The sequence below is a fragment of the Streptomyces sp. x-19 genome (assembly GCF_046549115.1).
GTDB lineage: Bacteria > Actinomycetota > Actinomycetes > Streptomycetales > Streptomycetaceae > Streptomyces > Streptomyces albulus_C.
On sequence record NZ_JAJPWK010000009.1, the window covers coordinates 211459 to 238448 of the forward strand.

A 26990-nucleotide genomic window follows, 5' to 3' on the forward strand; every position below is an offset into this window, starting at 1 on the left:
GACCGAGCCGGAAGCGGTAGTCGAAGCACTGTGCATCGGCGACACACCGAGCCCCCGCGTTCGGCTGCCGCCACGCCCGTGGGCCTGACCAGCAGTGATGGCCGCCCTGCATACCTGGGACCACCATGTGCAGCTAGCTCAGCCCGAGGCGCACGAAAATCTATGACGGCCGAAGTAGACATTGGGCGGTGGCGTGGTTATGGTTTCTCTCGTAGCCCAGAGAGACCGAAGGGCTCGGCAGAGACGAACTGCCGGGCAGCAGTACATGCAGTTGCAGTTCGCAGGGCGGTGCGGTGGTGGAGTTCCGAAGCCAGGGTTGTTGCAGGACGGCGACGGGACTGACGACCGGACCGGGTGGCCCGCAGTCATCAGGGGCTGCCAGGAGCAGTACCGCAGTTGACGCAGTGGCAGTACCCGCAGTTCGCAGTACCAGCAGTGCAGTCAGTGAGCGGTACCTCGGTAAAGGCGTCGGCTGCGGGCGCGCGTACCGGGAAGTTCGGCAGTGGGGTTCCAAGCCAGAGCAGATGCAGGATGGGCAACGGGGCTGGCTGCCGAAGAGTGGCGCTGTGACAGGCCACCAGCAGTGCTGCAGTAGAGCAGCACCAGCAGTACGCAGTACCCCGCTTCACCAGCAGTTGATCAATGAGGAAGAACGGAGGAGCCAAGCGCCATCAGGATCGCCCGGGCCGAAGGCTGAGCCCGGGTACCGCAGGACATCGATAGTGAGGTGGTCTCCGGTCAAGCAACCGCGATCCCCGCACTCCCGGCAGCAACTCGGCCGGGGCGGCGGAAACAGGAGGTCGGCGCAGTATCAGGGCCGACAGATGGTGTAGTAGTTCCTTCGGGGCCCTGGTGCCGTACGGCACCAGGGCCCCTCCATGCGTTCCATGAGAGAGGTGCAATGACAGCAGACGACTCGTTCGGCCGTCTTGACGACGACGACTACCCCGCCTACACGATGGGCCGGGCCGCCGCCATGCTCGGCACCACCCAGGGCTTCCTGCGCGCCATCGGCGAGGCCCGCCTGATCACCCCGCTGCGCTCCGAGGGCGGACATCGTCGCTACTCCCGCTACCAACTGCGCATCGCAGCACGCGCCCGGGAACTCGTCGACCAGGGCACCCCCATCGAGGCCGCCTGCCGCATCATCATCCTTGAGGACCAGCTCGAAGAAGCCCAGCGCATCAACGCCGAATACCGCCGCGCCGCCGAGTCGTCCCCGCCGCCGGCCTCGGACTGAGGTGAACGCGCCAGCCGTCGGATACGACCCGGAGCCCTGACGAAGGCGTACTCATGCGCGGATGCCCGCGGGAGATCCACGCCCGTGGCAGCGCCGCGCATGGCCAGGTGGGTGCCGTGCGCCGCCCGGCTGGAGCACTGCCCGGTACCTTCCGCGCCCCCGACACCCGGTCGGGAGTCCGGTTCAGGCGTCGGCGTCGGGGCCGACGCGGGTGATGGGGCCCAGGTGTTCTGTCAGGGCCTTGATCAGGGCGGGCAGCTCGGCCGTGATGTCCTTGGACCGCGGCCACCACGCACCGTCGAGGATGCCGGTCCGGGACTGATGCCGGTCCGGGACTGGGTGGTTTCCCTACGGAGCACGGCCGTACCCAGTTTCACCGCCTGGTGGATCGAGTCCGGAAGAAGCAGCGGTGCGGGGCGGGGAGTGTCGGAGTCGGCCATAGCGGTCCGCCCCTCTCGGAGACGCGGGCGCGGCCGTCGGCCAGCAGCACACCGCCCGCCGGTAGCCGCACCAACACCCACGCCGACGAGATCTGACGGCCACGGGCCCCGAACCTGCAGGAGAGGAGTGGTCATGGCGACCCTCCGCGAGCGAAAGAGCTACCGCGAGCAGGTCCTCGGGGCGCTGTACGAAGCCAGCGAAGGCAACCGCCTCCTCGGAATGACCGGAACCCGGCTCGCCCACGACCTCGACATCCCGGAACAGGACCTCGTCGCCGCCTGTACCTACCTGGCGGGTGAGGGCCTGATCACCGTCGGCTGGGAACCCGGCAACATCCCCGCCATGGTCACGCGCACCCGCCAGGGCATCCGGCTGAGGGAGGCCGAGGAGGAGAAGCGCGGCTGAGAGTGCCAACGCTTGCGCCCGCAACGCGGGCTCACGGACGATGCGGGAAGAGTCACGGCGCCCCACACGGAGGGCGCGGTGAACCGTGTCCTCCCGACGTCCGCCGGGGCGTGCCCCAAGCGTGCCCTTCGGAGTGGTGAACAGCGGTCGGCACAGGTGCCAGGAGTACCCGCAGACAACACATAGGCCGGAAAGAAATACCAGGTCAGCAGCCCTATCGACCACCAAGGCGGCAGGGATTCCCAAGCTCAGATCAGAGCGCGGGTTGATTCCCTTCACCCACTCCAGGTTTGAGCCCCGGGCCAGTGACCTTGGGCTAGTCCCCCTCCGCGGCCTCCTCGTCCGCTCCTCTGGCCTCCTCCTCGCGGAGGGCCAGTGTCAGTTCGCCGTCCCTGACGTCCGCCACGACCGTGTCGCCCGGGTTGAGCCGGCCGTCGAGCAGCATGTTCGACAGACGGTTGTCGAGTTCTGTCTGGATGGTGCGGCGCAGGGGCCGGGCTCCGAACTCGGGGTGGTAGCCGCGGTTGGCGAGCCATTCCTTGGCGGACTCGGTGACGTCCAAGCCGATCTGCTGGGCGTGGAGTCTGCGTCGGCTGCGTTCCAGCAGGAGGTCGACGATGTGCACGAGATCGGCTCGGGTGAGGGCGTGGAAGACGATGACCTCGTCGATGCGGTTGAGGAACTCGGGCCGGAAGTGGGCCTGGAGTTCGGCCATCAGGTCGTCCCTGATGTCGTCGACCGCACCGTGGTGGTCCAGGATGCGCTTGGAGGCGATGTTGCTCGTCATGATGACCACGGAGTGGCGGAAGTCGACGGTGCGCCCCTGGGCGTCGGTGAGCCGGCCGTCGTCCAGCACCTGAAGCAGCAGGTTGAAGACGTCGGGGTGGGCCTTTTCGACCTCGTCGAACAGGACGACGCTGTACGGCTTGCGGCGCACGGCTTCTGTGAGCTGTCCGGCCTCCTCGTAGCCGACGTAGCCGGGCGGGGACCCGACGAGCCGGGAGACGGTGTGTTTCTCCTGGAACTCGCTCATGTCGAAGCGGACCATCCGGTCGACGTCGCCGAAGAGCAGGTCCGCGAGGGCCTTGGCCAGTTCGGTCTTGCCGACGCCGGTGGGTCCGAGGAAGAGGAAGCTGCCGGTGGGGCGATCGGGGTCACCCATGCCCGCCCGGCCCCGGCGTACGGCCTGGGCCACTGCCGTGACCGCCTCGTCCTGGCCGACCACCCGCTCGTGGAGGGCCTCTTCCAGCTTGGTGAGCCGTTCCCGCTCGGTCTGGGTGAGCTGGGAGACGGGGATGCCGGTGCGGGCGGAGAGCACGTCGGCGATGTCCTCGGCGGTGACGCTCCCGGTCTGCTCCTGCTCGTGCCCGACGGTGGCGAGTTCCTGTTCCGCCTGCTGGATCTGCTCCTTGAGCCGGCCCGCGCGTTCGTAGTCCTCGGTGCTGACGGCTTCGTCCTTCTCCCGCCGCAGCTTGGTGAGGCGGTCCTCCAACTCCGCGGTCCCGGACGGGCCGTCGAGACTGCGCAGCCCCACCCGGGCCCCTGCCTGGTCCATGAGGTCGATGGCCTTGTCGGGCAGGAAACGGTCGGTGATGAAGCGGTCGGAGAGGGCGGCCGCGGCGTCGAGGGCCTCGTCGGTGAAGCGGACCTGGTGGTGGGCCTCGTAGGAGTCGCGGAGCCCGCGAAGGATCTCCACGGTCTCGTCCACGGTGGGTTCGGGCACCATGACCGGCTGGAAGCGGCGTTCGAGGGCGGAGTCCTTCTCGATGTACTTGCGGTACTCGTCGATGGTGGTGGCACCGACGACGGAGAGGTCTCCGCGGGCGAGCGCCGGTTTGAGGATGTTCCCGGCGTCCATGGCGCCTTCACCGCCACTGCCGGCACCGACGACCGTGTGCAGTTCGTCGATGAACAGGATGATGCCCTTGTCGGCCTCGGTGACCTCGTCGATGACCTTCTTCAGTCGCTCCTCGAACTCGCCCCGGTACTTGGACCCGGCGACCAAGCCGGCCAGATCGAGGCCCACGACGCGACGGTCCCGCAGTGTCTTGGGGACCTCCCCGGCAACGATCCGCTGGGCCAGTCCCTCGACGATGGCGGTCTTGCCGACGCCGGGATCGCCGATGAGTACGGGGTTGTTCTTGGTCCGTCGGGAGAGAACCTCCACGGTCTGCTCGATCTCCTCCGCCCTGCCGACGACGGGATCGAGACGTCCTCTGTGGGCCTCCGCGGTGAGGTCGCGCCCGTATTCGTCGAGGGTCGGGGTGTCGCTGTGTCCGCCGCCGGCCGTGTCCCGGCCGGCGCCCGGGGCGCCTGGTCCGGCGCCGCTCAGCGCACCGGGCGACACACCCTCGGATCTCAGCGTGCCCGCGAGACCGGCACCGGGGTCGTCCGTCAGCGCGGCGAGGATGTGCTCCGGGCCGATGTACGAGGCACCGGCCGCCTGGGACCGCGCGTGGGCGGCGAGCAGGGCGCGCTTCGCCGCCGGGGTGAGCGCGGGGTCCCCGTCACCGGTGCCGGTGGGAAGGGTCTGTTGCAGGCTCGCGGCGAGGTGGTCGGGATCCACTCCGGCCTGTTCGAGGAGTTGCTGGGAGGCCGGCAGTTGTGTGGCGGCCCACAGCAGGTGCACCGTGTCGAGATCGGCCCCGTCCTCGGCCGCGCGGGCGCCGGCCGCTGCCAGCAACTCGTGCGAGGAATCGCTGAGGAGGCGGCCTATGGGCACGCGCTGGACGGCCGGTGGAGAGGCCGAGGGGCTCATACCGAAGAAGCGGTTGAAAAGGTCGGAAAACGGGTCACCGGACCCGAAAGGCGAGGTCGTCACAGGGACCATCCCGTCCGGCGGGCTGCACAACGGCCGCGCACAGCCTGCCGTAGTCGAATTGCCCGTACGCCCCCATTCTTCGCCAGGTCATCGCAGCGTGCGACCGCAGAAACCATCAGGCAGGTCAGGGGCCCCGGGCCTAGCATGCTGTGTGTGCCGACCCTTTCCCGGAGGTTCGATAGTCGTCGCCTGCAGAGCTTCCTGCAGGCGGCCGAGGACGGCATCCATCTGGTCGTCGCGGCATTCCTCATACTGCTCGCCGTGCTGCTGACCATCGGGGTCGTCGGCGATGTCGTGAGCGCCATCAGGGGCCCGTACCACGAGACGGCGATCGTGCTGTCCGCGCTGGACAACGGCCTGGTCCTGTTCATCGTGGCCGAACTCCTGCACACCGTCCGACTCACCATCAGAAACCAGACGCTGGACGCCGAACCGTTCCTCGTCGTCGGACTGATCGCAGGCATCCGCAAAGTGCTCATCGTGACGGCCGAGGCGGGCAAGACCTTCAAGTGGAGCGTTCAAGGAATCGAGTTGCTCATCCTGGCGGGGCTGATTCTCGTGATGGCGGTGGCCGTGTACATCTGGCGGCGCTCGACGCGACCCCGGGACTTCGACATCCTCAAGGCCGCGTCGCGTAGCTGACGTAGGGGCGCGCCGGTGCACAAAGGTCAGTGCGGCCCGACGACTTGGGCCGCGCCCTCCCTGCCCTCCTTCACCGCTGAGGCCGGAGCCGGGACTGGGCCCGTCAGCTCGGCGCGACCGAACAGCAGCGCATACCCCGGCGGGGAGCCGGCGCAGCACGCAGTCGGGCAGCCGGTCACCGGCCAGGTCCGCCGCGAGGCTCAACACGGAACCGACGTCCCGCCGACCAATTGCCGCCGTGGCGCCGTCGATCCTGCGGGCGACACCCTCGACGAACTCGGCCACCGTCTGCGGCCGGACGGCAGGCAGTTGGCCGCTCCCCAACCATCGCCGTCTCGGGCGGCAGTCGACGAGCCAACTCCGCACGCTCGGGCACGGCCGACTGTCCACCGAGTGCCGACAGCACGATACGGGTGATCCGCTCGGCCTCCTGGCGGTGGCGTACGGCCCGCGCTCGCGCACTTCGTCCACGAACTCGCTTCTGGGTCGTACCCGGACCACCGGCCGCGACCGGAGCACGGTCCGCCGGCGACAGTGCCCGGCCGCGGCGACGAGACGCCGAGGGGGGGCAAGCCATCGGCGCTGCACACCGACACACCTACGACGACGCAGCCCAGCTACGGCCCGCAACCATTCCGAGCCTGAAGGTTCAGGGGGGTGTGAGGGTGTCGAGTTCGGTGGCGAGGTCGGGGTGGGTGGTGGTCAGGTGAGGACGGGTGGCGTTGAGGGGGTGGATGAGGTCGGCGGGGTCGTCGTGGCCGAGGGCCGCGTGGAGCTGGCTGAGCGGGCGGCGGGCCGCGGTGGGCAGGTCGGTGAGGGCGGTGATCTGCCCGGCGATGCGGCGCAGGTCGGCTGCGTTGCGGCGGGCCCAGGTGGCGGCGGTGCGGTCGGCGGCGCGGCGTTCGCGGGTGGCCTGGACGCGTTGTTCACCGGTGGTTCCGGCGGGGCCGGGCCGGTTGCGCAGGTAGCGGCGTTCGGCGGCCTGGCGGCTGGCGACGCCGAGGGGGTGCGCGAGATCGGCCCAGCTGGCTCCGGCGTGGCGGGCCGTTTCGATCAGGCCGGTTTCCCATCCGGCGAGCTGCTCGCGCACCTGCCGCAGCAGCAGGAGGGAGGCCAGGGCCTGCTCCGGGCCGACGTCGTGCGCCTCGGGAGTGTCGGGTACCTCGTGTCGGGCGGCACACAGGGCTTCGTCCACGGTTTGAAGGGCTGCCGCGGCGGCGAGGAACGACGCCGGGCTCTTTGCGTCGGCGCCGGGTGAGGCCGACTGGTCCGCCGGGGTCATGGGCACCTCCCTCGGGTTGTCATCCTTTGGGTGACACCATGTTTGTCATCCATTGGATGACATGCTACAACGGTTTCAGTGAGCGCATTGGCAGCAACTGCCTGAATCCGCTGGAGGTGTTTCGAGATGTTGATGCGCACTGACCCCTTCCGTGAGCTCGACCGGCTGACGCAGCAGCTGATGGGCCCGGGCACTTGGTCGCGGCCGTCCCTGATGCCGATGGACGCCTACCGCGAGGGTGACGAGTACGTGGTGGCCTTGGACATCCCCGGCGTCAGCGCGGACGCGATCGACATCGACGTCGAACGGAACATGCTGACCGTCAAGGCCGAGCGTCGGCCGGTGGCGAAGGCCGACGACGTGCAGATGGAACTGTCGGAACGGCCGCTGGGTGTCTTCTCCCGCCAGATCGTGCTGGCCGACACGCTGGACACCGAGCACATCAAGGCCGACTACGACGCAGGCGTGCTCACTTTGCGCATTCCGATCGCCGAGCGCGCCAAGCCCCGCAAGATCGCCATCGGCGGCGAATCCGGCCGCAAGGAGATCTCCGGCTGAGCCGGACGGACGAGGGCTGAACAGCGGCGGAGGACGGGTATCTGATCTCCCCGTCGCCCGTCCTCCGCGCCCGCTGGACCGAGGAAGGGAGGCGGCCGACATGACTCTTCGATGGGAAGCGTTCCTCGACCATGTGAAGGAACGCGGCGAGTACGGCAGCCGGCAGGAAGCCGAACGCGCGGCCCGCGTGGTCCTCGCCCTGCTGGGCGCACACCTGGTCGGCGAGGTACGCGCCCAGCTGGCGGCGCGTCTGCCGGAAGGCTTCGCCCTGATCCTCCTCAACCCGCTGCAGAGCGCCGAGCCGCTGTCGCCCGAGCGGTTCGTGCGGGCTACCGCGGCCTGGATCGAAGGGGCCACCGAACAGACCGCGGCCTGGGACGTCAGCGCCGTCCTCAGCACGGTCGCCGACGCCGTCGAGGACGACCTGCTCGGCCAGATTCTGCTCCAGCTCCCCGCGGGCTACGACCTCCTCTTCGGCCGCCCCCAGCCCGCCTGACCACCGACAGCCCCGGTGACCGCACACCGCACCACCATCCTTGGCGACAGAAAGGCAATCACCGCAGTGATGTCCGACCAGCACGCACCACTCCAGCACCCGTACGGGATGGCGTACGAGCAGATGCTGGAGAAGGTCCGCTACGAAGGCGCCTACCCCACCCGGGAACGCGCCGAGGAAGCCGTTCGCCTGGTCCTCGCAGGACTGGGACGCCAGCTGACGGGCGACGGACGCGTCGAACTGGCCGCCCGCCTCCCCTTCGAAGCCGCACGCATCCTCACCGCCCAGATCCCCGACGCCCAGCCGCTGACCGGCTGGGCCTTCGTCAAGGACCTCGCCGCCCGCACCGGCGCCGGCCTGGCCGCCACCCGCTGGGACACCGGATCCGTCTTCTCCGCCGTCGCGGCCCTCGCCGGCCCCGACCTGATCACCCGCATCCTGCACCAGCTCCCCTCCGGCTACGCGCTGTTGTTCGGCCGCGCCGAACTCACCCCCACCGCGTAGACGGCTCCGTGTTGCAGAAACCCCCCACGGAACTCGTGAGGAAGGATCTGCTGGCCAGGGCCCGCTGCCTGCTGTTTTTTCCCCCCCGCAGGGGGAGGGGCCCTTCGGCACGGTGATGATCGAGGCGATGGCTCGCGGCACCCCGATCGTCGCCCTCCGCCGCGGATCCGTGCCAGAAGTGATCGAGGACGGGGTGACCGGCCTGATCTGCGAGGCGCCCGAAGAGCTGGTTCCAGCCGGATGCCATCGCAGCCGGCTACGAGGCGGTGTATCGCCGGCTGGCCACCACGGGACCGAAGTATCCGGCGGCTCCCGCCAACGAGCAGGGCGCCGCGCGGGCCAAGAGCCTGCAAGCCCGTGACCTGAGGCCCCGCCGTCGCAGGTAGGGTGCCGCAGACGTGCAGCGCCCTGCCTGTCGCTGGCCCGCTGACTTGGCTGCGCTCGCATCCACCGACGCCAGGAACTTAACCCGTTACCAAAACTCTTCGCCTTACCTGTGCATCCCCCGGCACATGCAGTCACGGGCGGGGTGACTGCCACTCGAACATCAAGATCGTGGCGTCGTCGTCCAGTTTGTTGTGCCGGTGCTCCAGGATGGAGTGGATGAGCAGGCGCAGGACTTCCGGGGCGCTCTGCCCCGCCGCGGTCGACCGGATGATGTAGTCGGTGAAGCGCTCCAGGCCGAACTGCTCACCTTTCTCATTGCGTGACTCCACGACGCCGTCCGAGTAGAGCAGGATCCGGTCACCGGATTCGAGGCTGGCGTCATGCACCTGACGGGAGACACCGGCGAGGTTGGCGGGCAGACCCAACGGGGGCTCGGGTGGCCGTTCCAAGGCATCGTGGAGCAGACGGTGACGGCGGATGAGCAATGGGGGCGGGTGGCCGCAGTTGCACCATCGCAGCGCACCGGTGGGCATGTGCAGCTGGGTGAAGATGCCTGTGCAGAACTGGTCGGGAAGCCACTTCGCCAGCGCCTCGTCCACGGTGCCCACGAGTTCGCTCAGGTCTGCCCCGCTGCGCCTGGCGTTACGGCAGCCCGCCATGGCGACAGCGGTGGCAAGCCCGGACGCCAGGTTGTGCCCCATCCCGTCGAGGATCGTGGCGTGCAGAACGTCCTCGGTGAAGGAATGGTCGAAAGCGTCGCCACCCAGTTCGTACGCAGGTTCCAGCACTGCCGTCGAAACGACCCTGCCGGTGCCGATCGACCGTGGAGGGAGAAAAGCCCTCACCATCTCCGTGGGCAGTTGCATCGCCCTGGTGCGCATGCGCTGCGCGATGGTCTCGCTGTAGCTGCGCTTGGAGGTGATGATCAGCGCGAGGAGCAGCGCCATCGTCCGGTAGCGCCGTAGCCTGAGCCCGTCCAAGGCGTCCATGTTCAGTTCCACGACGCCCAGCCGTTCCGCTCCGTCGGCCAGGGGCAGCCATACGCTCAGCCCGCCGGCGTGGTCTTCTTCCACACGAAGAGAGTCGGTGCGGTAGGCCCATCCGGCCAGGGAGGTGTCCAGCCCCAATTCCGGCTCGCCTTCGACAAGCGGTACCAGCACTCTCTGCTGGATATCGACCAGATAGACAACGGCCCGCTCCGCCCCCATGGCCTCGGCATACCGGTTCACGACCACGGGCAGTTCTGCAGGTGACGCCATCTGGGCTGCTCTGACCAGTTCGTCCAGCAGCCGCTCCCCCGGTCCGACGGACATTTCCCTGCCCATGCCTTCGATGATCCCTGCGGGGCCGACCCGCCACAATCTGAACCGTCCGACACCAAGTGCGGACCGATCAGCCCGGCACCCGATCATGGCGACTTGGTGGTGCAGGCGTGAGGGTAGGGCACGTTCCAGCTTGGGATTCCGGTAGTTCTCACCGAAAACAACGTGAAGCCGTGCGGCGGCCGCCGATCTGGGCCGCTCTCGGGGAAACGGCGCCAGAGCAAAGCCGACCCGACCATGGCGAACCTCCGGGATGAGAGACCCACTCGCCCCGGGGCGCCGCAGCGTAGCTCAACCCCCATATCGCCGAGGCCAGTTCGGGGGGCCTGCCCGCATCGGCCAGCCGGCTCGATGAGGGGCGGGCGGGTGCGGCAGGACTGGGAGCCGGAGCACCTGATCGATGTCTGGACACTGCTCGAAGATGACATGAAGCGGGCGCGGAACAAGTCCGGGGCGACTCGGCTCGGGTTCGCGCTGTTGCTGAAGTTTTCGAGGTAGAGGCCCGGTTCCCGGAGTCGGCCAGGGGAGGTCCCGGCCGCTGCGATGGAGTAGGTGGCCTAGCAGGTGAAGGTGTCTGGGGGGCTGTGCCCGGTGTGGCCTCAGCCCCTCGCCGACGGTGCGGTTGGGTATGCGGCGTCGCCGTCAGGAGCGCGGTGGGGGCTCAGTGGGGGTGGTGGCGAGTGCCTGGGCGCGGAGTGCGGCTGCGACGCGGCTGACGGACTGCTCCGGTGGGTGGGGAAGACGGGCCAGCAGCAGGCGTCGCTGTTCCTGGGGGCCGCCGCGGACGGGCAGAACGCGGACCCCGGGCGGCGCGACGGGCACGAGGGTGGCCGGCACGGTGGTCAGTCCGCAGCCGGCGGCGACGAGGTGGAGCTTGGCCAGCCAGTCGCGGGCGGTGAGGACGATCTCGGGACGCTCGTCGAGGCCCGGCCATACGCCCATCAGCCGGTCCTCCCCTGAAGAGGAACCGGCGATCCAGCGCTGTCCGCGCAGGTCGGCCACATCCACGTAGTCGCCGCGGGCCAGCGGGTGGGCGGCCGGTACCGCGAGGCACAGAACGCGTTCGGTCAGCGTCTGCAGGGCGAGCGGGGGCGACTCGGTATCCGGCGCGCGAAACGGCGGCGCGGAGGCGAGCAGGGCCAGGTCGATGCTGCCGGCCCGCAGGGCGCGGGTCAGTGCGGGCGTGCCGCCCTCGCGCCCGACGACAGACAAGTCGGGGTCGGTGCGGCGCAGTTCGGCAAGGGCCCGGGGCACCAGAACGGCGCCCGCGCTGGGCACCCATCCCAGGCGTACCGTCCCGGCCTGCCCCGGCAGGCCGGACAGCTCACGCGCGGTGGCCTCGATCTCGTCGAGCACGGTCGTGGCGCGGCGCATGACGATGCGGCCGGCGTCGGTGAGCCGGACGCCGTCGCGGCGCCGCTCCAGCAGTTCCGCGTCCGCCGCCCGCTCGATCGCGGCGATCTGCCGGGAGACCGCCGACTGGGTGTACCCGAGTGACGCGGCGGCCGCGGTGAAGGTTCCTTGCTCGGCCACGGCGCGAAACACGCGCAGCGCGGTCAGCGACACATCCGTGAAGTCCATGACGTATACGCATACCACCAGTGCCGAACTTTCGTTGGACTCATGGATGCGGCGTTCTTAGCGTGGAGACATGAACGCTTCGCGCATCGCCCTGGTCACAGGCGCCAACCAAGGGCTCGGCCGCGCCCTTGTCGAAGGGCTCGCCGCCCGCATGAACCGGGACGACCTGGTCCTGCTCACCGGACGTAGCCGGCAGCGGGTGACGGACGCGGCACATGAGGCCGCGCAGGCGCCCTCGGCCCGGGCCCGCGTCGAGGGCGAGGTCCTGGACGTCACGGACACCGACGCCGTCGCCCGCCTCGCCGATGACCTACGGGCCCGCCACGGCGGGGTCGACATCGTCGTGTCCAACGCGGTCGCCCGCCTGCTGCCCGGTGAGTCGCAGGCCGAGCGGGCCGACGAGTTCATCGACGTCTCCAACACCGCCACCCACGCGGTCCTGCGCTCCTTCGGCCCCGTCCTGCGTCCCGGCGGCCGGCTCCTCGTCGTGGCCAGCAGCCTGGGCACCCTCGGTCACCTGACCCCGCGGCTACACCACCTCTTCGACGGCGCGAGCCTCGATCAGGTCGAGTACGCCGTCGAGTCCTGGCGCAGCGCCATCCACCACCAGACGACCGCGGAAGAAGGCTGGCCGCTGTGGCTGAACGTGCCCTCGAAAGTGGCCCAGGTAGCCGCCGTGCGCGCGGTCGCCGCCGACCGGCGCGACCGTGACCTGGCCACCGGCACCTTGGTCGCCGCCGTGTGCCCGGGCATGGTCGACACCCCCACCTCGCGCCCGTGGTTCGACGACTACAGCCAGGCCCAGTCACCCACTCAGGCCGCCGAAGCAGTGCTCGACCTGATCCTCGCCGAGCACGTCGACCCCGCCCTCTACGGCGAACTGGTCCGCTTCGGCCAGGCACTGGACTGGTACTCCGGCACACCGCCGACGGAGCAGGACCGCCTGCTCACTCCCTGACCACACCGCAGCCACGCGTTTCAGTACACCCAAGGAGTTCTCCATGAAGGTCCTCACCACCCCGTTCGGGTTCAGCACCACCGCGGCCGAAGCGGCAGACGGGGTCGACCTCACCGGCCGCCGCGCCATCGTCACCGGCGCCTCCTCCGGGCTGGGCGCGGAGACGGCCCGCGCCCTGGCCTCCACCGGCGCGCAGGTCACCCTCGCGGTACGGGATACGGCAGTGGGCGAACGCGTCGCCAAGGGCATCACCGCCTCCACCGGGAACCACGAAGTGCGCGTCGCACGCCTCGACCTGACCGATCTCGCGTCGGTCACCGCGTTCGTCGACGCCTGGCAGGGACCGCTGCACGTCCTGGTGAACAACGCCGGCGTCATGGCCTGCCCCGAGCAGTACACCGAACAGGGCTGGGAGTGGCAGTTCGCCACCAACCACCTCGGCCACTTCGCCCTCGCCACCGGACTGCACCATGCGCTGGCCGCCGACGGCAACGCCCGTGTGGTGGCCGTCAGTTCCACCGGGCACCAGCGGTCGCCGATCGTGTGGGACGACATCAACTTCGCCTTCCGCCCCTACGACCCCTGGCTCGCCTACGGCCAGTCCAAGACGGCCAACGCCCTCTTCGCGGTGGAGGCGAGCCGCCGCTGGGCCGACGACAACATCACCGCCAACGCACTCATGCCCGGCGCCATCTACACCAATCTGCAACGCCACACCGGCGGCCGGGGCAGCGGCCGCGTCCCCGCCGAACTGATCAAGACCGTCGAGCAGGGCGCCGCGACCTCCGTCCTCCTCGCGACCTCACCGCTCCTCGAAGGTGTCGGGGGCCGCTACTTCGTCGACTGCAACGAGACCGAGATCGTCGACCGCCGCTCCGGCACCCTGCACGGCGTCGCCCGCTACGCCGTCGACCCGGAGGGCGCACACCGCCTGTGGGACCTCTCCCACGACCTGCTCGCACAGGCACGCTGACACCGCCCCCTCACCGCGCCTGTCATCGATCGATCGTTCGACGACAGGCGCCGACTCGCCTACGCGCGGCCCGGCGACACCGTGAACATCTCCGAGATGTTCCGCCTCATGCGCTGCACCGGGCACATCCTCGACGTGCTGGACGTCCTGCATACCGGCCGCCTCGCACCCCTGCCGCACCCGGCTCCCTCACCGGTCGCCGCCGACTTCCCCAAGCAGGTCACCCACACCGTGGTCTGGCTGTCGGAGATGAATCTCGACATCGACCTCATCCAGGTGGGTCTCTGGAAGGTCCAGGACCAACTCGTCGCCGGCCTCACCAAGCTCTACCCCACCCCGGAGGTCGAGGAGTTCACCCTCGCTCCGGCCCGGATCGAGACCAAGGCAGCAACGCAGAAGCTGAAAGAGCGTTCACGTGCTCGCAAGGCGGTGCACGTCCTCGTCGAGGCCGGCCTGTTGCCGGACGGGCCCCGGATGCGGCTGGTGCCGAGACACGGCGTGACGGAATCCATCCGCGAAGCCATTCATGCGTGGGTGGGCGAGGACGGCAGTCGCGGGGCCGCCACGTGGAACAACGGCGCCGCCAACCAGCTGACCTGGAAGGCCGATGGCGGGCCGTACTCGCCAACCGGGCTGGCCAACCACATCCTCACCAGCGTGACCGGCCGCAAAGCCGACGGCATACAGGGCACGACCTGGTGGGATGTCGACACGAACCGTATCCCGGACACGGTTGCTCCCGAGGACTGGGCGGCGCTGGCGGGAGTCGGTCTGGCTCGTCTGGCCAAGCAACTCAGCGGTTCCGGCAAGGACTGGACGACTCTCCACAGTCTGCTGGCCGCCCTGCCCTCCGGACGGTGGACGACCTATGGGGACGTGGCGACCGCGGTCGGGAGCCACGCTGTTCCGATCGGCACCCACCTGGCCACCTGGCCACCTGGCCACCTGCGGCCAGTGCCCCAACGCGTGGCGGGTTCTGAACGCTCGGGGACAAGTCAGCGCCGGATTCAAGTGGACCGACCCCACCCGCACGGAATCCCCCGCCGATGTCCTGACGGCCGAGGGCGTCAGCTTCGGCACGGGGCAGCGGATCCGAGTGCCCACGTGTCCGTCGACGCCCTGAGATCCCTCCTGCGAACATGCTCACGCGGTATCGCGGTTGGACGCCCCGCCCGCGAAGGGGAAGGTCCCTTCAGGACACCGTCGAGAGCGCCATTTCAGCGTCGAGATATCGCCCATACCTCACACAGCGCACACAGCGCACATTATGCTCACTCGTCGAGACCATAGGTCGGCGGCGCTTTTCGGGACCGTCAAGGATCGCCGTGCACTCCGCTTGGTGGGTCATCGTGGGGCATCGAGAACACCTGTAGGTCATCGCGAACACGTGGGGCCAATCAGCGAACCGCCCGTCTGCTCTGGACTTCACCGCCCATCCCGGCATTCCGGCCCGTGGGGGCTCCCCCCCTTCCGGTATGCGGTGAGCTCATCCGGCGTCGGTTCCCTTGAAGTTGACATCTCCGAAAGCCGACACAAGAGGCCGAACACACACGAATTCACGTGTCCACCCCGGCCGGCGCCTGGCCGATTCCAGGGCCGGATCGTCCATCGCACTGCCCGGTGCGGCAAGGCGACGCCAGCGCACCCGACGCTCCGTCTTGGTCCGCTCCTCGCTCGCCCTGCGCCGAGCGTCCTCCAGCGCTCGCGCCTCGCTCTCCCCGAGCATCGCGCCCAACGCGTCGTCGAACACCCGGGTCTTCCGATCGCGCCAGCGGCCCGGCCCACCGGATCGGCCATGGTCACGCTCGACGACGAGACGCGCGGAGCGCTCCGGATGGGTGGGCTGCGAAAACGCCTGCCGGCCGCCGGGCCGGTAAACAGACCCTGGGGCGAGAATCGGGGGAATCCTTAATGCCGAGCGCCGCAGTGGTGTTGACTGTCCTCCGCGAGTGTGGCAGGCGTGGCCTGCCACCGGAACGGCCGTATCGGTAATTTTCAAGCGCCAGTTACATCTGGCGGCCTACCGCACGTTGCACTTCAATGCGGGTGCGATGACGTCGAGGTCACCGGAGAGACCGCGATGAAATATCTATGAAAAAGATCGTTCTCATCATCGACATGGTTCGCCATGAGCGGTGGCGATGGAGTCCGTTCAGGAGGGTTCGCATCCCGAAAAGGCCGCCACAAAGCCCTGAGGAATGCAAAGCGTGGCGGGTCGTCATCCCGAAGGTGATCTCCCGGCATGACATCGTGTTCCCGAACGGGAGCACACCGGACGGTCAACGGCTTCACAACGGGTCGCCACTCAAGTGCGGGCCCCGCCCTGCCCGGTCGCGGCGCCCAGGAAGTCCGCGGCGCCGTCGCCGCCGCCCGCCACACCCGCTCCCGCACCGCACCCGGTCGGCGAACTCCCGTCAAAGCCCACCTTGCACCCAAGCAATACGCGTCGGCCGCGTTCACGTCAGCATGTCGTGAGCACGGCATACGTCGCTCGGTGGGGCGCGTCGGATTTAGCTTCGACAATGCCCTGACGGAATCCTTTTTCGTGGGCGTCACAGGTGAACCCCGCCACGTCCGAACGGTAGTTGGGCAATCGAGGCGCGGTCCCATACCGGCGTACTGGAGCGCCGCCCTCACAGGGAACCCGGGGCTATGGACTCGCGCGTTTGATCGAGTAGGATCCCCATCAACGCTCGGCAAACCAGCCCGTTTGAGGCCAGCTTGTCGCCTCCACAGCACCACCCTGTCGACCAGCGGGGCCGGTGCTTGGTGATCCATTCGCATGCCGCGAGGTACGCCGGGCGCTGTACATATAATTCTTGGGGGAGGATTAACTATGCTGGTTCCGAACGGCCACTTTCTGCACGACAGAAAAGACATCCATCGGCTGCGGAACTTCCTGATCAATCAGCGCAAGATCTCCGGATGGACCCAGGAGGAGCTCTCCGAGCGCTCCGGCGTCAGCGTCCGCACGATCCGCAACCTGGAGACCGGCTCCAACACCAACCCGCGCCGCACCTCGGTGGACCTGCTGCTCTCCGCCTTCGGCGCGACCGCAACCGCCGCCGAGACGACCTTCTGGGGCAGCACCGGCTGGCCGGCACTGCCCGAGCAACGTACCGAGTCGCACCTTTCGCATGCCCTGGAGCTGCCGCCCTGGTACGGGCCCTGGCTGCTCAACGATCCGCTGGTGGGCCGGCAGACGGACCTGCGGCACGTCGTGGCCACCGTCCAGCGCAGTCGGCTCGTGGCCCTGACCGGAGCAGGCGGGGTGGGCAAGTCCCGGCTGGCGCACGCGGCCGCGGTCCAGCTGCGCCCGCTGTTCCGGGAGGGGGTGGCCGTCGCCGACCTGCACGACTGCCCGCCGGAGCACCTTGATTCCTCGCGCGCAGGCAGTGAACTGATGCGCATCGTGCGGGAACTGGACGGTGAGGACGGCTTCCTGCGCAGCGGCTCGTGGACCGGGTCCCGGCTCTTGGTGCTCGACAACGCCGAGCACGTCGTCCAGCACACGGCACGGATCGCACGGAACCTGCTCAGTGAGCATCCGGGTCTCCATCTGCTGATCACCTCCCGTCGCACGCCGTCCGTCGGTGCCGCGGAGACCTGGGATGTCGAGCCGCTGCGGGTGGACGGACCAGAGGACGGCGAGACGGCCGTACCGAGTGCGGTGGAACACTTCCTGCGCCGGGTGCAGGCCGGCCTGCCGACCCTCGACCTGAGCGACCATCTGCCGTTGGTCACCCGCCTGTGCCGGCTCCTCGACGGAATACCGCTGGCCCTGGACATTGCGGCCCAGCGGCTCAGGTCGCTTCCGCTGACGTCGCTCGTGCAGAGCGGCAACCTCTTCCCCCTGCTGGACCAGGTCGACGCGGGCCGCCTGTCCCGGCACCGCACGCTCTCGGAGAGCGTGCGGTGGAGTTACGACCTGCTCCCCGCGCCGCACCAGGAACTGTTGCACGAACTCGTCGCGTTACAGAGCCCGTTCTCCCTGGACGACGTGCTCAGGGTCCAGCAGGGCCACCCCGATGCGACGCAGGTCGCTCACCTCCTGGCAGACCTCGCCGATGCCTCGCTGGTCCACATCGAACGGCAACTGCATTACACGTACCGGATCCATGCACTCGTACGGCACTGGCTGCTCGCCCACGCGCGGCGGCCCAGCCCGGCGGGAGGCGCCGCGCCCCTCGGACTCGGCCGCTAGGGTCCCGGTCGGATCCCGGGTGGGGTGTGGGAAGGCCGGCGCCCCGCCCGGACGACAGGAACCACAAGAGCGTCGAACGCCGCGGCGCATCCGCAGCACTGCTCAGGCCCCGGACTGCCCGGCGGCCTCCTTGACCGTACGGAGCGAGAAGTGCTCCGCCGCGTCGAGACTCGACATGATCCGCTCTTCCAGCCAGGGCTGGAAGGTCTCGTCCAGTACGGCCTCCGGCTGCAGCCGCTGCAACAGCCGTTGGAGCACCAGCACCAGCCAACCACTGCCGCCCGTCTCCGCGCGCTCCTGCCCGAAGGTGTGGAGCCAGGTGTAGAGGCAGGACGCCGCCGCGTGGTAGACGCAGTGCTCGGCGGCCCGGTCCTGCCCCTCCGTCGTCGCCGCGTCGAGCGATGCGGCGGCGAGGTGCGTGTAGAACGCCGTCCGGCGCGCGGACAACTCGCCGACGACCTTGGCGAGCGCCGTGCCCGCGGGTTCCGGAAGCTCGTGCTCCGCGATCCGCAGCGCCTCCTCGACGGCCGGGTTCCATCCGCGGGTGATCTCGTCCTCGGCAGCACTGGTCAGCCGCAGTTCCCGCCCCGAGGGGTGCCACACGGGTGCTTCCTCGGACCAGTCGAAGAGCTGCCGCAGCACGTCCTCGCCGCCGCGGGAAGGCCGGTCGGCCACCCGGGCCACGGCCGGGAGCTGCGAGGCGATGCTGTGCAGGTTGACGTGGGTGGTGCCCTCGAAGATGCTCGCGATCGCGTGGTCGCGCTGGAGCTTCTGAAAGACGCCGGAGGCCACGCCCTCGCGCAGGTAGCTGCGTGCGCCCAGGACCCGGGCGCACTCCTGGACGACCTGCTCGCCGAGTGTCGGGACGAGGTACTTGACCACGGAGGACCACAGGCTGAGCCGGGACGGCGCGACGGACAGCGAGCGCGCCACGGGGAGCGCCGTGCACTCGGCGATCAGCAGGTCGAGGTACGAGTCGACCAGGTGCCGCCGGATCACCGGCAGCCGATAGATCTCCTGCCCGTACAGGATCCGCTCCCGCGCGTGGCGCAGCGCGATCCGCAGGACGGAGTCCATGGTGCCGAGCGACAGTCCACCGATCGCCGTGCGGGTGATCTGGAGGACCTGGAGGATCTCGACCAGGCCCGCGCCGGGGCGGCCGAGCAGTGACCCGGCGGGCACCCGGGTGTCCCGGAAGGTGATGCCACTGAGGTCGTGGCCGCGCAGGCCCACGGTCCGCACGAAGGGGTGATTGTCCCAACTGCCGTCGTCCAGCTCCTCCTTGTCGAGCAGCAGCAACGACGAGCCCGCGCCCTCGACGGCGGCGTAGACGGTGACGAAGCGGCCGCGGGTGGCGTTGCCGACGGGCCACTTCTCGCCGGTCAACAGGTATCCACCGTCGTGGGGCACCGCCGCGGTCTCGTTGGTGCCCAGGTCGCTGCCGTGGTCCGGTTCGGACACCGCGAAGCAGGCGAGGTCGCCGCCGAGGATGCCCCGTGCGACCTTCGCGCGCTGCTCCGCGTCGCCCCACAGCCACACCGGGTTGACCCCGAGGACCGCGGAGCCGAACATCACCGCGACGGTCAGGTTGCGGCGCGAGAGCGACCGGGTCAGCAGGAAGAGCTGCTCCAGGTTCCGCAGCCGGCCGCCGAACTCCTCGGGCACCAGGTACTGCGCGAACCCCCAGGACCTGATGAGGTCCACCGCGCCGGGCGGCAGTTCGCCGTTCTCCTCGTGCGCGACCATCGCGGCGTAGCTGAACGGGCCGCTGTCGGCGGTCGGGTCGCCCAGCGCCCGGTCCAGATCGGCGGCCAGTGCGTAGGCCGGGCGGTCGAAGGCGCGGTCCGTCATGCCGCGGGGCCCTCGAAACCGTAGCGGGCGAACATGCCGGCGACGTCGTCGTCGGCGGGGAGGGTCGCCCTGCCTTCGGCCACCTCGGCGCTGACCAGCTCGATCACGTCGCTGACGCGCTCCAGCCGCATGGCCTCCTCGGGGTTGAGCGACCGCAGGCCGTACAACTCCTCCAGGTTGTAGCCGAGTTCCGCGAGGACGAGCGAGTGGAAGCCGAGGTCGCCGACGAGGCGGTGGTCCGCCTCGACCTGGTCGACTTTGCGCGGTGCGATCAGCCGCACGAGTCCGCTCACCACGGGAGCGACGGCTTCGTTGCCGAGGGCGGCAGGGGTCTGGGTCATGGCGTCGACGCTAGGGCGAGGCAGGCCCGGCACCCAGGCAAAGGGCCCGGCAAAATCACGGCAACTCCGCGTTGCGCGTGGGGCGTCGGGCCGGTGCTCGGGGTGCGGGCGCGGTCAGCCGGTTGGCCACCGGCGCCTCCTCAGCCTCCCGAATTGCCGGTGCTCTGGCCCCCCGTATTGCCGGTGCACTGCCTGGTCGCGCGGTGAGGGATCCCCGAGCATCCATGACGGGGGCCACGCCAAGTGGCGTGGCCGGCCGCGCATGCGACGGACGGGGAGTACGTGGCAGCGAGCGCGGTCGCAACCGGAGACGTCGGCGGGTGCCTCACCGCCGACCGCAGCTGCGTGGCCCACCAACCCGCACTCTTCGAGAGGAACGTCCATGCCTGTTGAGCCTCCCGCCGCACCCACCACGACGCCCGCCGTCTCCGAGGACGAGATCGCCCGGTTCGTCGTCGACCACTTCCTCGACGACGACGTGGACGCCCTCGATCCGGAGCGGGATCTGCTCGCCGAGGGGTCGATCGACAGCCTCGGTGTGCTGCACGTGGTGGCCTGGCTGGAGAACCGGTACGGCGTGACGGTCCCCACCGGGGCGCTGTCCCTGCGGAACTTCCGCTCGGTGCGCGCGATCCGGGAGACGGCGGAGCGCGTTGCGGCGGGTGGCGGCGAGGCGTGAGCGAAACACCCGCGGCGGCCGTCCGCGTACGGCATGCCGAAGGCCACCACGACGACCGTCCGTGGTCAGTGACGCGTTGAACAGCTCAGGAGAAACGATGAGTGTGCCGGCTGACGTCGCGGACGGTGTCGAGGTCCCGAACCGGTCCGCCATGGCGACCGCCGCCCTCGCGGTCGCCAAGGAGATGACACGGCGCGGGTTCAGGCCCGGTGACCGGGTGGTGCTCAAGGCGGAGAACTCCGCCGCGTACGTGTACACGCTGCTGGCCCTCGCGCACCTCGACGCCTCCCTGGTCGTCCTGGACCACCGCCAGACCGACGACGAGACCCGTACGGTCATCGAGCAGTGCCGGGTCCGCTGGGTGATCGGTGACGCGCCGGGCGGCCTGCTGTTCCCCGACCCCGGGGCGTCCCGCTTCCTGGCCCTGGACACGCTCGTCGCGGCTGCGGGGCCGCCGACGGGCGCGACCGGCACGGCGGATGCGGCCGACACCGCTCTGGACTTCTCCCGGTGGCGGCGGCGCACCGACGCGCTGGTGGCCTGGTCGACCGGTTCGACGGGCAGGGCCAAGGGGATCGTCAAATCGGGTGACGGGTTCCTCACCAACCTGGAGCGGACCCTGGCGCACATGGGCTACCGCGACAGCGACACGTTCCTTCCGCTGCTGCCGTTCTCCCACCAGTACGGCCTCTCGCTGATCTTCCTCGCCCAGCTCTCCGGCGCCTCCCTGATGGTCTCCCCGTTCCACCGGGTCGACCTGGCGATCCGGGCCGGTGCGTCGCACGGCGCCACCATCGTCGACGCCACCCCGTCGACGTACCGGAGCCTGCTCAACCTGGCCCGGCGGAACCCGGGTCTGCTCGAAGGGCTGGAGGGCGTACGGCTCTGGTGCACCGGGGGCGCCCCGCTGGACCAGGCGTTGACGGAGCGGTTCCGGTCCGTCGTGGGCGCCCCTCTGCTGGACGGCTACGGGAGTACCGAGTTGGGCAACGTCTCCTTCGCCACCCCTGACCGGCCGAAGGGCTGCGGCAGGGTGCTGGCGGGGATCGACGTCCGGTTGGCTCCTGCGCGCGGCGACGGCGCGGCACCCGGCTCCCCGGCCCCGGAGGCCGGCCACGGTGCGGAGTCGGACCGCGGTGCCGAGTTCGGTCACCTCTGGGTGCGCTCCCCCGACGCCCTGGCCGGCTATCTGGAGCCCGACGGTTCGCTCCGCGAGCAGACCGACGAATGGTACGAGACCGGCGACTTCGGCTACCTCTCCGACGAGGGCGACCTGTATGTGATCGGCCGCTCCCAGGCCGTCCACCGGATGGGGCACCTGCTCTACCCGGAGGCCCTCGCCGCGAAGGCGAGCCGGTGCGGACGGCAGGTCGTGGTCGTGCCCGTCGACGACGCGCGGTGGGGAAGCCGGCTGATCTTCGTCGTGGCCGATCCGGAGCAGGGCGACCCCAAGGGGTGGCGGGAGCGGCTCTGTTCGCTGCTTCCCTCGTACGAGCAGCCCAACCACGTCGTGGTCCTGCCCGACCTGCCGCTGAACCGGAACGGGAAGACCGACACCGGGCAGTTGCGGCAGCTGCTGCGCGAGGAGCACCCGGCGCTGTGGGGCGGCGCGCAGAACGGAGCCGGGCGGTGAGGGCCGGAGCGGCGCGCACGACACGGCGGCGGGTGGTGGTGACCGGCTACGGCGCGGTCACGCCGGTCGGACCGGACGTTCCCTCCCTGTGGGAGGCGCTGCTGTCCGGCAGGAGCGGGATCGCGGAGGTGACCGGGTTCGACACCACGGACCTCGCGGTGACGATCGCCGGAGAGGTACGGGACTTTGACCCCTGCGGGTACATGCCCAAGCGGACGGTCCGGCGCCTGGACCCCTTTGCCCAGTACGCGCTCGCCGCGGCGGTGCAGGCAGTGGAGGCGGCCGGCCTGAACGTGCCGGCGGTCCGGCGCGACCGGATGGGGGTGCTCATCGGCTCCGGATACGGGGCGGAGAAGTCGGCCTTCGAGGCCGCGCAGGCACTGGTCACCAAGGGTTCCCGGGCCGTCAGCCCGTACTACGCCGTCAGCGGCGGGATCGACTCCGCGGCCGTCGACGTCGCGCTGCGCTTCGGCGCGCAGGGCCCGTCCGGCTCGACGAGCACCGCCTGCGCCACGGGGGCGACCTGCATCGGTGACGCCGCGCGCATGATCGCGACGGACACGGCCGACGTGATGCTGGCCGGCGCCTCGGACGACTGCCTCACCGCCGTGCAGATGGCCGCCACCATCAGGACGGGGGTGCTGTCCCGGCGGAACGACGACCCGGCGGGCGCGAGCCGCCCGTTCGACCTGGGGCGCGACGGGTTCGTGATGAGCGCGGGCGCCGGTGTCGTGGTGCTGGAAGAGGCCGAGCACGCGCTGCGGCGGGGCGCCGGCATCTTGGCCGAGGTGGCCGGGTACGCCGCGACCACCGACGCCTACCACCTGACCTCTCCCGACCCGGAGGGGAAGGGGTTGCAGCGGGCGATCCGGCTGGCGCTGGCGGACGCGGAGACGGGCGCCGGCGGGATCGACTACATCAACGCGCACGCCACGGGGACCGTCGGCGGGGACCGGGTCGAACTCGTGGCCCTGCGCGAGGTGTTCGCCGAGCGGCTGCCCCGCATCCCCACGACCTCGGTGAAGTCCGTCCTCGGCCACATGATGGGCGCGGCGAGCGCCGTCGACCTGATCGCGACCGTCGAGGCCCTGCGCACCGGCACCGTACCGCCGACCACGAACTGCACGGGCCCCGAGGACGCGGTGCTGAACCTCGGCACGCGGGGCGTCGAGCGACGCGAGATCCGTACTGCCATGAGCAACTCGTTCGGGTTCGGCGGGCACAACGCCGTCCTGGTCGTCAAGGCGTTCGACGGCGACTGAGCCGTACCCCTTCCCCCTCAACCCACGCAAGAACAGACGAAGGGCACCACAGTCATGAGCAACTCGCACGGCACGCAGCTCACGGTGGAGCGGAACTACCGGACCGTCACGGGACTGGCAGTAGGAAGCGGGCTGGTGGCCGGCGCGGTCATCGAGGAGGGGGCCGAGATCATGACCCTGAGCGACTGCGTCCCGGCGGAAGCCACCAAGTACACGATCCAGGTCGAGCGGGACAAGCACGTCATCGGCACGGACATCCGGTTCCTCAACCACTCCTGCGACCCGAGTACCTATGTGGACGCCGCCGCCGGAAGCGTCGTCGCCACCCGCCGGCTCGTGCCCGGGGACGAGCTGACCTTCTTCTATCCCTCCACCGAATGGGAGATGGCCAGCCCGTTCACCTGTGCGTGCGCGGCACCGGGTTGCGTGGGCAAGGTGACCGGTGCGGCCTTCCTGGCCGAGGCGGTCCTCAAGGGCTACCGCATCAACGCCCACATCCAGGAACTGCTGGCGGAGCGGGACGTCGAGCCGCGCTCATGACCTCCGGGCACGCCCCCCAGCCGGCTCCCCGTGCTGCGGCCCTCCGCGGCACGGGGGGCCGGCTGCTGGTCCACGCGCTGGCCGGGCACGGGGTGGACACCGTGTTCGGCATCCCGGGCATCGACAACCTGGAGGTCTTCCGGCATCTCGGCCACAGCGGCATCAGGACCCTCACCCCGCGCCACGAGCAGGGCGCGGGGTACGCGGCCCACGGGTACGCGCGGGTCACCGGGCGTCCCGGTGTCGTCCTGACCACCGCCGGTCCCGGGCTGCTCAACGCCGCGGCGGCGGCCGGACAGGCGTACTCCGACTCCGTACCGGTGCTGTTCCTCTCCGCCGGCCCCCCGGTGGGACAGCGGCCGGGCGACGGCCTGCTGCACGAGGTCAAGGACCAGTCCGCTGCGATGGACGCCATCTGCGCCTGGAGCCTGCGGGCCACCGACGCGGACGTGCTCACGGAGCTCCTGGCGCGGGCGTTCCACGATTTCGCGGCCCGCCGCCCGCGGCCCGTGCACATCGAGATCCCTGCCGACGTCCTCGCGGCGGAGGTGTCGTGGGCCGGCCCTGCGGAGACGGTCCCGGGCATGGCGCGGAAGGCGGCACCCACCGAACGGACCGCCGACCCCGGCGGGATCGCGCACGCCGCTCGTCTGATCGCGGGCGCCCGGCGGCCCGTCATCATCGCGGGCGGCGGCGCCCGCGCCGCGTCCGCCGCCGTGACCCGTCTGTCGCAGGAGACCGGCGCCCCGGTCGTCACCACGGCGAACGGGAAGGGAGTGATCGACGAACACCACCCGCACGCGCTGGGTGCGGCACTCCACCTGCGGTCCGCCCGGGACTTCCTGCGCCGTGCCGACGTGGTGCTCGCCGTCGGCACCGAACTGGCCGACACCGACACCTGGTCCGGTCCCCTGAACCTGCCGGGCGACGTCGTCCGGGTGGACATCGACCCCGGGCAGCGGCACCGCAACGGGGCGGCGGCCCGCGCGCTCACGGGCGACGCGGGCACCGTGGTGCGGCAGCTCCTGGCCGCCCTGGACGCCGTGCGCGACCGTACGCCGGTGAGCGCGGCGTACCGGCGTGAACTCGGCGTGGTCCGGGCCCGGATAGAGGCCGAGCATGCGGGTCAGGGAGCCCGGTGGACAGGGCTGATCGACGCGCTGCGCGCGGCGATGCCGCCCGACGCGGTCCTCACCAGCGACAGCTCGATGGTGTCCCACTACGGCGCGCTCAAGGGCTTCCGCGTGCCGCGCCCCGACGCGTTCCTCCATCCCACCGGGTTCGCCACGCTCGGCTTCGCGCTGCCGGCGGCCATCGGCGCCCTGGTGGGCCGCCCCGATCTGCCGGTGGTGGCGCTCACCGGCGACGGCGGCCTCCAGTTCACCGTCAACGAGCTGGCCACCGCGGTCCTGCTGGGCAGACCGCTGCCCGTCGTCATCGTGGACAACGGCGGTTACGGTTCGGTGCGCACGGAGCAGTCCCGGCTGGGCGTCCCGCCCCTGGGCGCGGACCTGCCGAGCCCCGACTTCACCGCCCTGGCCGCCGCCTACGGAGCGCACGGCGTGGTGGCCGCGAGCCCCGCCTCGGTGACCGCCGAGGTCACCGCGGCCCTGGCACGCCAGGGACCGACCCTGATCACGATCCCCGACCACTCGCCGAACCCGGAAGACGGTAATGACTGACCCCTATCTGCAGGTGATCTGGACGGATCCCGAGACGACGGCACGCGGCTATCTGGTCATCGACCGGCTGCTGGGCGGTGCCTCCAGCGGCGGTCTGCGCATGCGCGGCGGCTGCACCCTCGCGGAGGTCGCGGACCTCGCCCGGACGATGAGCCTCAAGGAGGCGCTGAACTACCGTCCTTCGGACCGCTACGTTCCCTATGGCGGTGCGAAGGGCGGCATCGACTTCGACCCGCGCCGTCCCGAGGCCCGTGGTGTGCTCACCCGCTATCTCGGCGCGATGAAGCCCTACATCGACACCTGTTGGGCGACCGGCGAGGATCTCGGGGTGCAGCAGCGGCTGCTCGACGAGGCCGCGGCCGAGGTCGGCATCGCATCGACCGTGCAGGCGGCGCTGTCCCACGTGCCGGACGGTCCCGAGGCGGGCCTCGCCCGCCTCGACGCGGGGTTCGCGGCGCAGGTCGGCGGGATCTCGCTGGCCGATCTCATCGGCGGCTACGGGGTGGCCAGGGCCACGGTCGCCGCGCTGGAGCACCGGGGCGACCGGGTGCGCGGGGCGACCGCCGCGGTACAGGGTTTCGGGACGATGGGGGGCGCCCTCGCCCGTTACCTCGCGGAGGCCGGGCTGCGTGTGGTGGCGGTCGCCGACCAGCACGGTGTGGTGGCCAACCCCGCGGGGCTGGACGTGGAGCACCTGCTCGCGCACCGCACCGCGGACGGGCTCGTCGACCGCGCACGGTTGCGCCCCGACGACCGGCCGGTGGAGTCCGACTGGCTGTCCGTACCGTGCGACGTCCTGGTGACGGCGGCCATCCCGTACGCCATCGACGAGGACAACCACCACCGGGTGGGCGCGCGTTACGTGGTCGAGGGCGCCAACATCTCGGTGACGCCCGGGGCCGAGCGCGCACTGTCCGCCAGGGGCACGGCCGTGATCCCCGACTTCGTCGCGAACTCGGCGGGCAACGCCTGGTGGTGGTGGACGCTGTTCGGGGACATCGAGCCGACCGCCGCGTCGGCCCACGCGCGCGTTTCCGCCGTGATGGAGGATCTCGTCGTGTCGGCGCTCGACGGCGCGGCCGACGGGTCGACGACCCCGCGCGAGGCGGCCACGGCCCGCGCCGAGTCGTGCCTGGCGCTGCTGAAGGACCGGCCTCGGGGCTGACCTTGGTGCTCGGTCCCGTACGG

At 70.3% G+C, this 26990-nt stretch carries 23 protein-coding genes and 1 pseudogene; 17 read left to right on the forward strand and 7 right to left on the reverse strand.

The genetic code is table 11. From position 1 onward, the window contains the following. The first annotated feature begins 901 nt into the window (after positions 1-901). Positions 902-1240, forward strand: a complete 339-nt coding sequence (locus ACLJT4_RS22695) for a MerR family transcriptional regulator (RefSeq protein ID WP_411124580.1) — start codon at positions 902-904, stop codon at positions 1238-1240. A 186-nt stretch (positions 1241-1426) separates the two neighbouring features. Here the strand turns inward: ACLJT4_RS22695 and ACLJT4_RS22700 are convergent. Next, positions 1427-1680, reverse strand: a pseudogene (locus ACLJT4_RS22700) (DUF5994 family protein); the annotation flags it as partial. 133 nt (positions 1681-1813) lie between these two features. Here ACLJT4_RS22700 and ACLJT4_RS22705 point away from each other — a divergent pair. Then, the gene (locus ACLJT4_RS22705; RefSeq protein WP_411124582.1) at positions 1814-2086 is read left to right on the forward strand and encodes a hypothetical protein; all 273 of its coding nucleotides are present in this window, start codon (positions 1814-1816) and stop codon (positions 2084-2086) included. A gap of 316 nt (positions 2087-2402) precedes the next feature. Here the strand turns inward: ACLJT4_RS22705 and ACLJT4_RS22710 are convergent, their stop codons facing one another. Continuing rightward, positions 2403-4916: an ATP-dependent Clp protease ATP-binding subunit gene (locus ACLJT4_RS22710; protein WP_411124584.1), complete on the reverse strand. Its 2514-nt coding sequence runs from the start codon at positions 4914-4916 to the stop codon at positions 2403-2405. Positions 4917-5060: 144 nt separating this feature from the next. Here ACLJT4_RS22710 and ACLJT4_RS22715 point away from each other — a divergent pair, with 144 nt between their 5' ends. Beyond that, positions 5061-5549, forward strand: coding sequence for a phosphate-starvation-inducible PsiE family protein (locus tag ACLJT4_RS22715; RefSeq protein ID WP_411124586.1), 489 nt, complete (start codon positions 5061-5063; stop codon positions 5547-5549). Between the two features lie 649 nt (positions 5550-6198). On the opposite strand, the gene ACLJT4_RS22720 is transcribed toward ACLJT4_RS22715, so the two are convergent. After that, entirely contained in the window at positions 6199-6831 is a 633-nt protein-coding gene (locus ACLJT4_RS22720) for a type III effector protein (RefSeq protein ID WP_411124588.1), read from the reverse strand. Between the two features lie 126 nt (positions 6832-6957). Here ACLJT4_RS22720 and ACLJT4_RS22725 point away from each other — a divergent pair, with 126 nt between their 5' ends. The 4 genes from ACLJT4_RS22725 (at position 6958) to ACLJT4_RS22740 (ending at position 8750) form a co-directional block, all read left to right on the forward strand. Beyond that, positions 6958-7389, forward strand: coding sequence for an Hsp20/alpha crystallin family protein (locus tag ACLJT4_RS22725; protein WP_411124590.1), 432 nt, complete (start codon positions 6958-6960; stop codon positions 7387-7389). Positions 7390-7489: 100 nt separating this feature from the next. Next, positions 7490-7885 carry a DUF2267 domain-containing protein gene (locus ACLJT4_RS22730; protein WP_411124592.1) on the forward strand — a complete coding sequence of 132 codons (396 nt, stop codon included), beginning with the start codon at positions 7490-7492 and terminating at the stop codon, positions 7883-7885. 69 nt (positions 7886-7954) lie between these two features. Beyond that, positions 7955-8389, forward strand: a complete 435-nt coding sequence (locus tag ACLJT4_RS22735) for a DUF2267 domain-containing protein (protein ID WP_411124593.1) — start codon at positions 7955-7957, stop codon at positions 8387-8389. A 64-nt stretch (positions 8390-8453) separates the two neighbouring features. Next, positions 8454-8750 (forward strand): glycosyltransferase, encoded by a 297-nt coding sequence (locus ACLJT4_RS22740; RefSeq protein WP_411124665.1) that lies wholly within the window; start codon positions 8454-8456, stop codon positions 8748-8750. Between the two features lie 157 nt (positions 8751-8907). Here the strand turns inward: ACLJT4_RS22740 and ACLJT4_RS22745 are convergent, their stop codons facing one another. After that, positions 8908-10101 (reverse strand): PP2C family protein-serine/threonine phosphatase, encoded by a 1194-nt coding sequence (locus tag ACLJT4_RS22745; protein WP_411124595.1) that lies wholly within the window; start codon positions 10099-10101, stop codon positions 8908-8910. A 639-nt stretch (positions 10102-10740) separates the two neighbouring features. Beyond that, complete coding sequence (locus ACLJT4_RS22750; protein WP_411124597.1) at positions 10741-11679, reverse strand: LysR family transcriptional regulator; 939 nt, start codon at positions 11677-11679, stop codon at positions 10741-10743. A 70-nt stretch (positions 11680-11749) separates the two neighbouring features. Here ACLJT4_RS22750 and ACLJT4_RS22755 point away from each other — a divergent pair, with 70 nt between their 5' ends. From ACLJT4_RS22755 to ACLJT4_RS22770, 4 genes are all read left to right on the forward strand, one after another. Next, positions 11750-12637 carry an SDR family NAD(P)-dependent oxidoreductase gene (locus ACLJT4_RS22755; protein WP_411124599.1) on the forward strand — a complete coding sequence of 296 codons (888 nt, stop codon included), beginning with the start codon at positions 11750-11752 and terminating at the stop codon, positions 12635-12637. Positions 12638-12680: 43 nt separating this feature from the next. Further along, positions 12681-13610: an SDR family NAD(P)-dependent oxidoreductase gene (locus ACLJT4_RS22760; protein ID WP_411124601.1), complete on the forward strand. Its 930-nt coding sequence runs from the start codon at positions 12681-12683 to the stop codon at positions 13608-13610. A gap of 81 nt (positions 13611-13691) precedes the next feature. Continuing rightward, entirely contained in the window at positions 13692-14900 is a 1209-nt protein-coding gene (locus ACLJT4_RS22765; RefSeq protein ID WP_411124603.1) for a DNA-binding protein, read from the forward strand. Between the two features lie 1546 nt (positions 14901-16446). Then, complete coding sequence (locus ACLJT4_RS22770) at positions 16447-17814, forward strand: helix-turn-helix domain-containing protein (RefSeq protein WP_411124605.1); 1368 nt, start codon at positions 16447-16449, stop codon at positions 17812-17814. Between the two features lie 102 nt (positions 17815-17916). Here the strand turns inward: ACLJT4_RS22770 and ACLJT4_RS22775 are convergent, their stop codons facing one another. Further along, positions 17917-19665, reverse strand: a complete 1749-nt coding sequence (locus tag ACLJT4_RS22775; RefSeq protein WP_411124607.1) for an acyl-CoA dehydrogenase family protein — start codon at positions 19663-19665, stop codon at positions 17917-17919. Further along, positions 19662-20006 carry an acyl carrier protein gene (locus ACLJT4_RS22780; protein WP_275462523.1) on the reverse strand — a complete coding sequence of 115 codons (345 nt, stop codon included), beginning with the start codon at positions 20004-20006 and terminating at the stop codon, positions 19662-19664. The genes ACLJT4_RS22775 and ACLJT4_RS22780 overlap by 4 nt, the downstream gene beginning before the upstream one ends. A 382-nt stretch (positions 20007-20388) precedes the next feature. Between ACLJT4_RS22780 and ACLJT4_RS22785 the strand changes: the two genes are divergently transcribed. From ACLJT4_RS22785 to ACLJT4_RS22810, 6 genes are all read left to right on the forward strand, one after another. Beyond that, positions 20389-20685, forward strand: coding sequence for an acyl carrier protein (locus ACLJT4_RS22785; RefSeq protein ID WP_275462524.1), 297 nt, complete (start codon positions 20389-20391; stop codon positions 20683-20685). A gap of 97 nt (positions 20686-20782) precedes the next feature. After that, positions 20783-22318, forward strand: coding sequence for a class I adenylate-forming enzyme family protein (locus ACLJT4_RS22790; protein WP_411124610.1), 1536 nt, complete (start codon positions 20783-20785; stop codon positions 22316-22318). Further along, positions 22315-23580 (forward strand): beta-ketoacyl-[acyl-carrier-protein] synthase family protein, encoded by a 1266-nt coding sequence (locus ACLJT4_RS22795; RefSeq protein WP_411124612.1) that lies wholly within the window; start codon positions 22315-22317, stop codon positions 23578-23580. The genes ACLJT4_RS22790 and ACLJT4_RS22795 overlap by 4 nt, the downstream gene beginning before the upstream one ends. 54 nt (positions 23581-23634) lie before the next feature. Continuing rightward, positions 23635-24120, forward strand: a complete 486-nt coding sequence (locus ACLJT4_RS22800; RefSeq protein WP_411124614.1) for an SET domain-containing protein-lysine N-methyltransferase — start codon at positions 23635-23637, stop codon at positions 24118-24120. After that, complete coding sequence (locus ACLJT4_RS22805) at positions 24117-25802, forward strand: thiamine pyrophosphate-binding protein (protein ID WP_411124617.1); 1686 nt, start codon at positions 24117-24119, stop codon at positions 25800-25802. The genes ACLJT4_RS22800 and ACLJT4_RS22805 overlap by 4 nt, the downstream gene beginning before the upstream one ends. Next, positions 25795-26967, forward strand: coding sequence for a Glu/Leu/Phe/Val dehydrogenase dimerization domain-containing protein (locus tag ACLJT4_RS22810; protein ID WP_411124619.1), 1173 nt, complete (start codon positions 25795-25797; stop codon positions 26965-26967). Before ACLJT4_RS22805 ends, ACLJT4_RS22810 begins: the two co-directional genes overlap by 8 nt. Positions 26968-26990 lie beyond the last annotated feature (23 nt).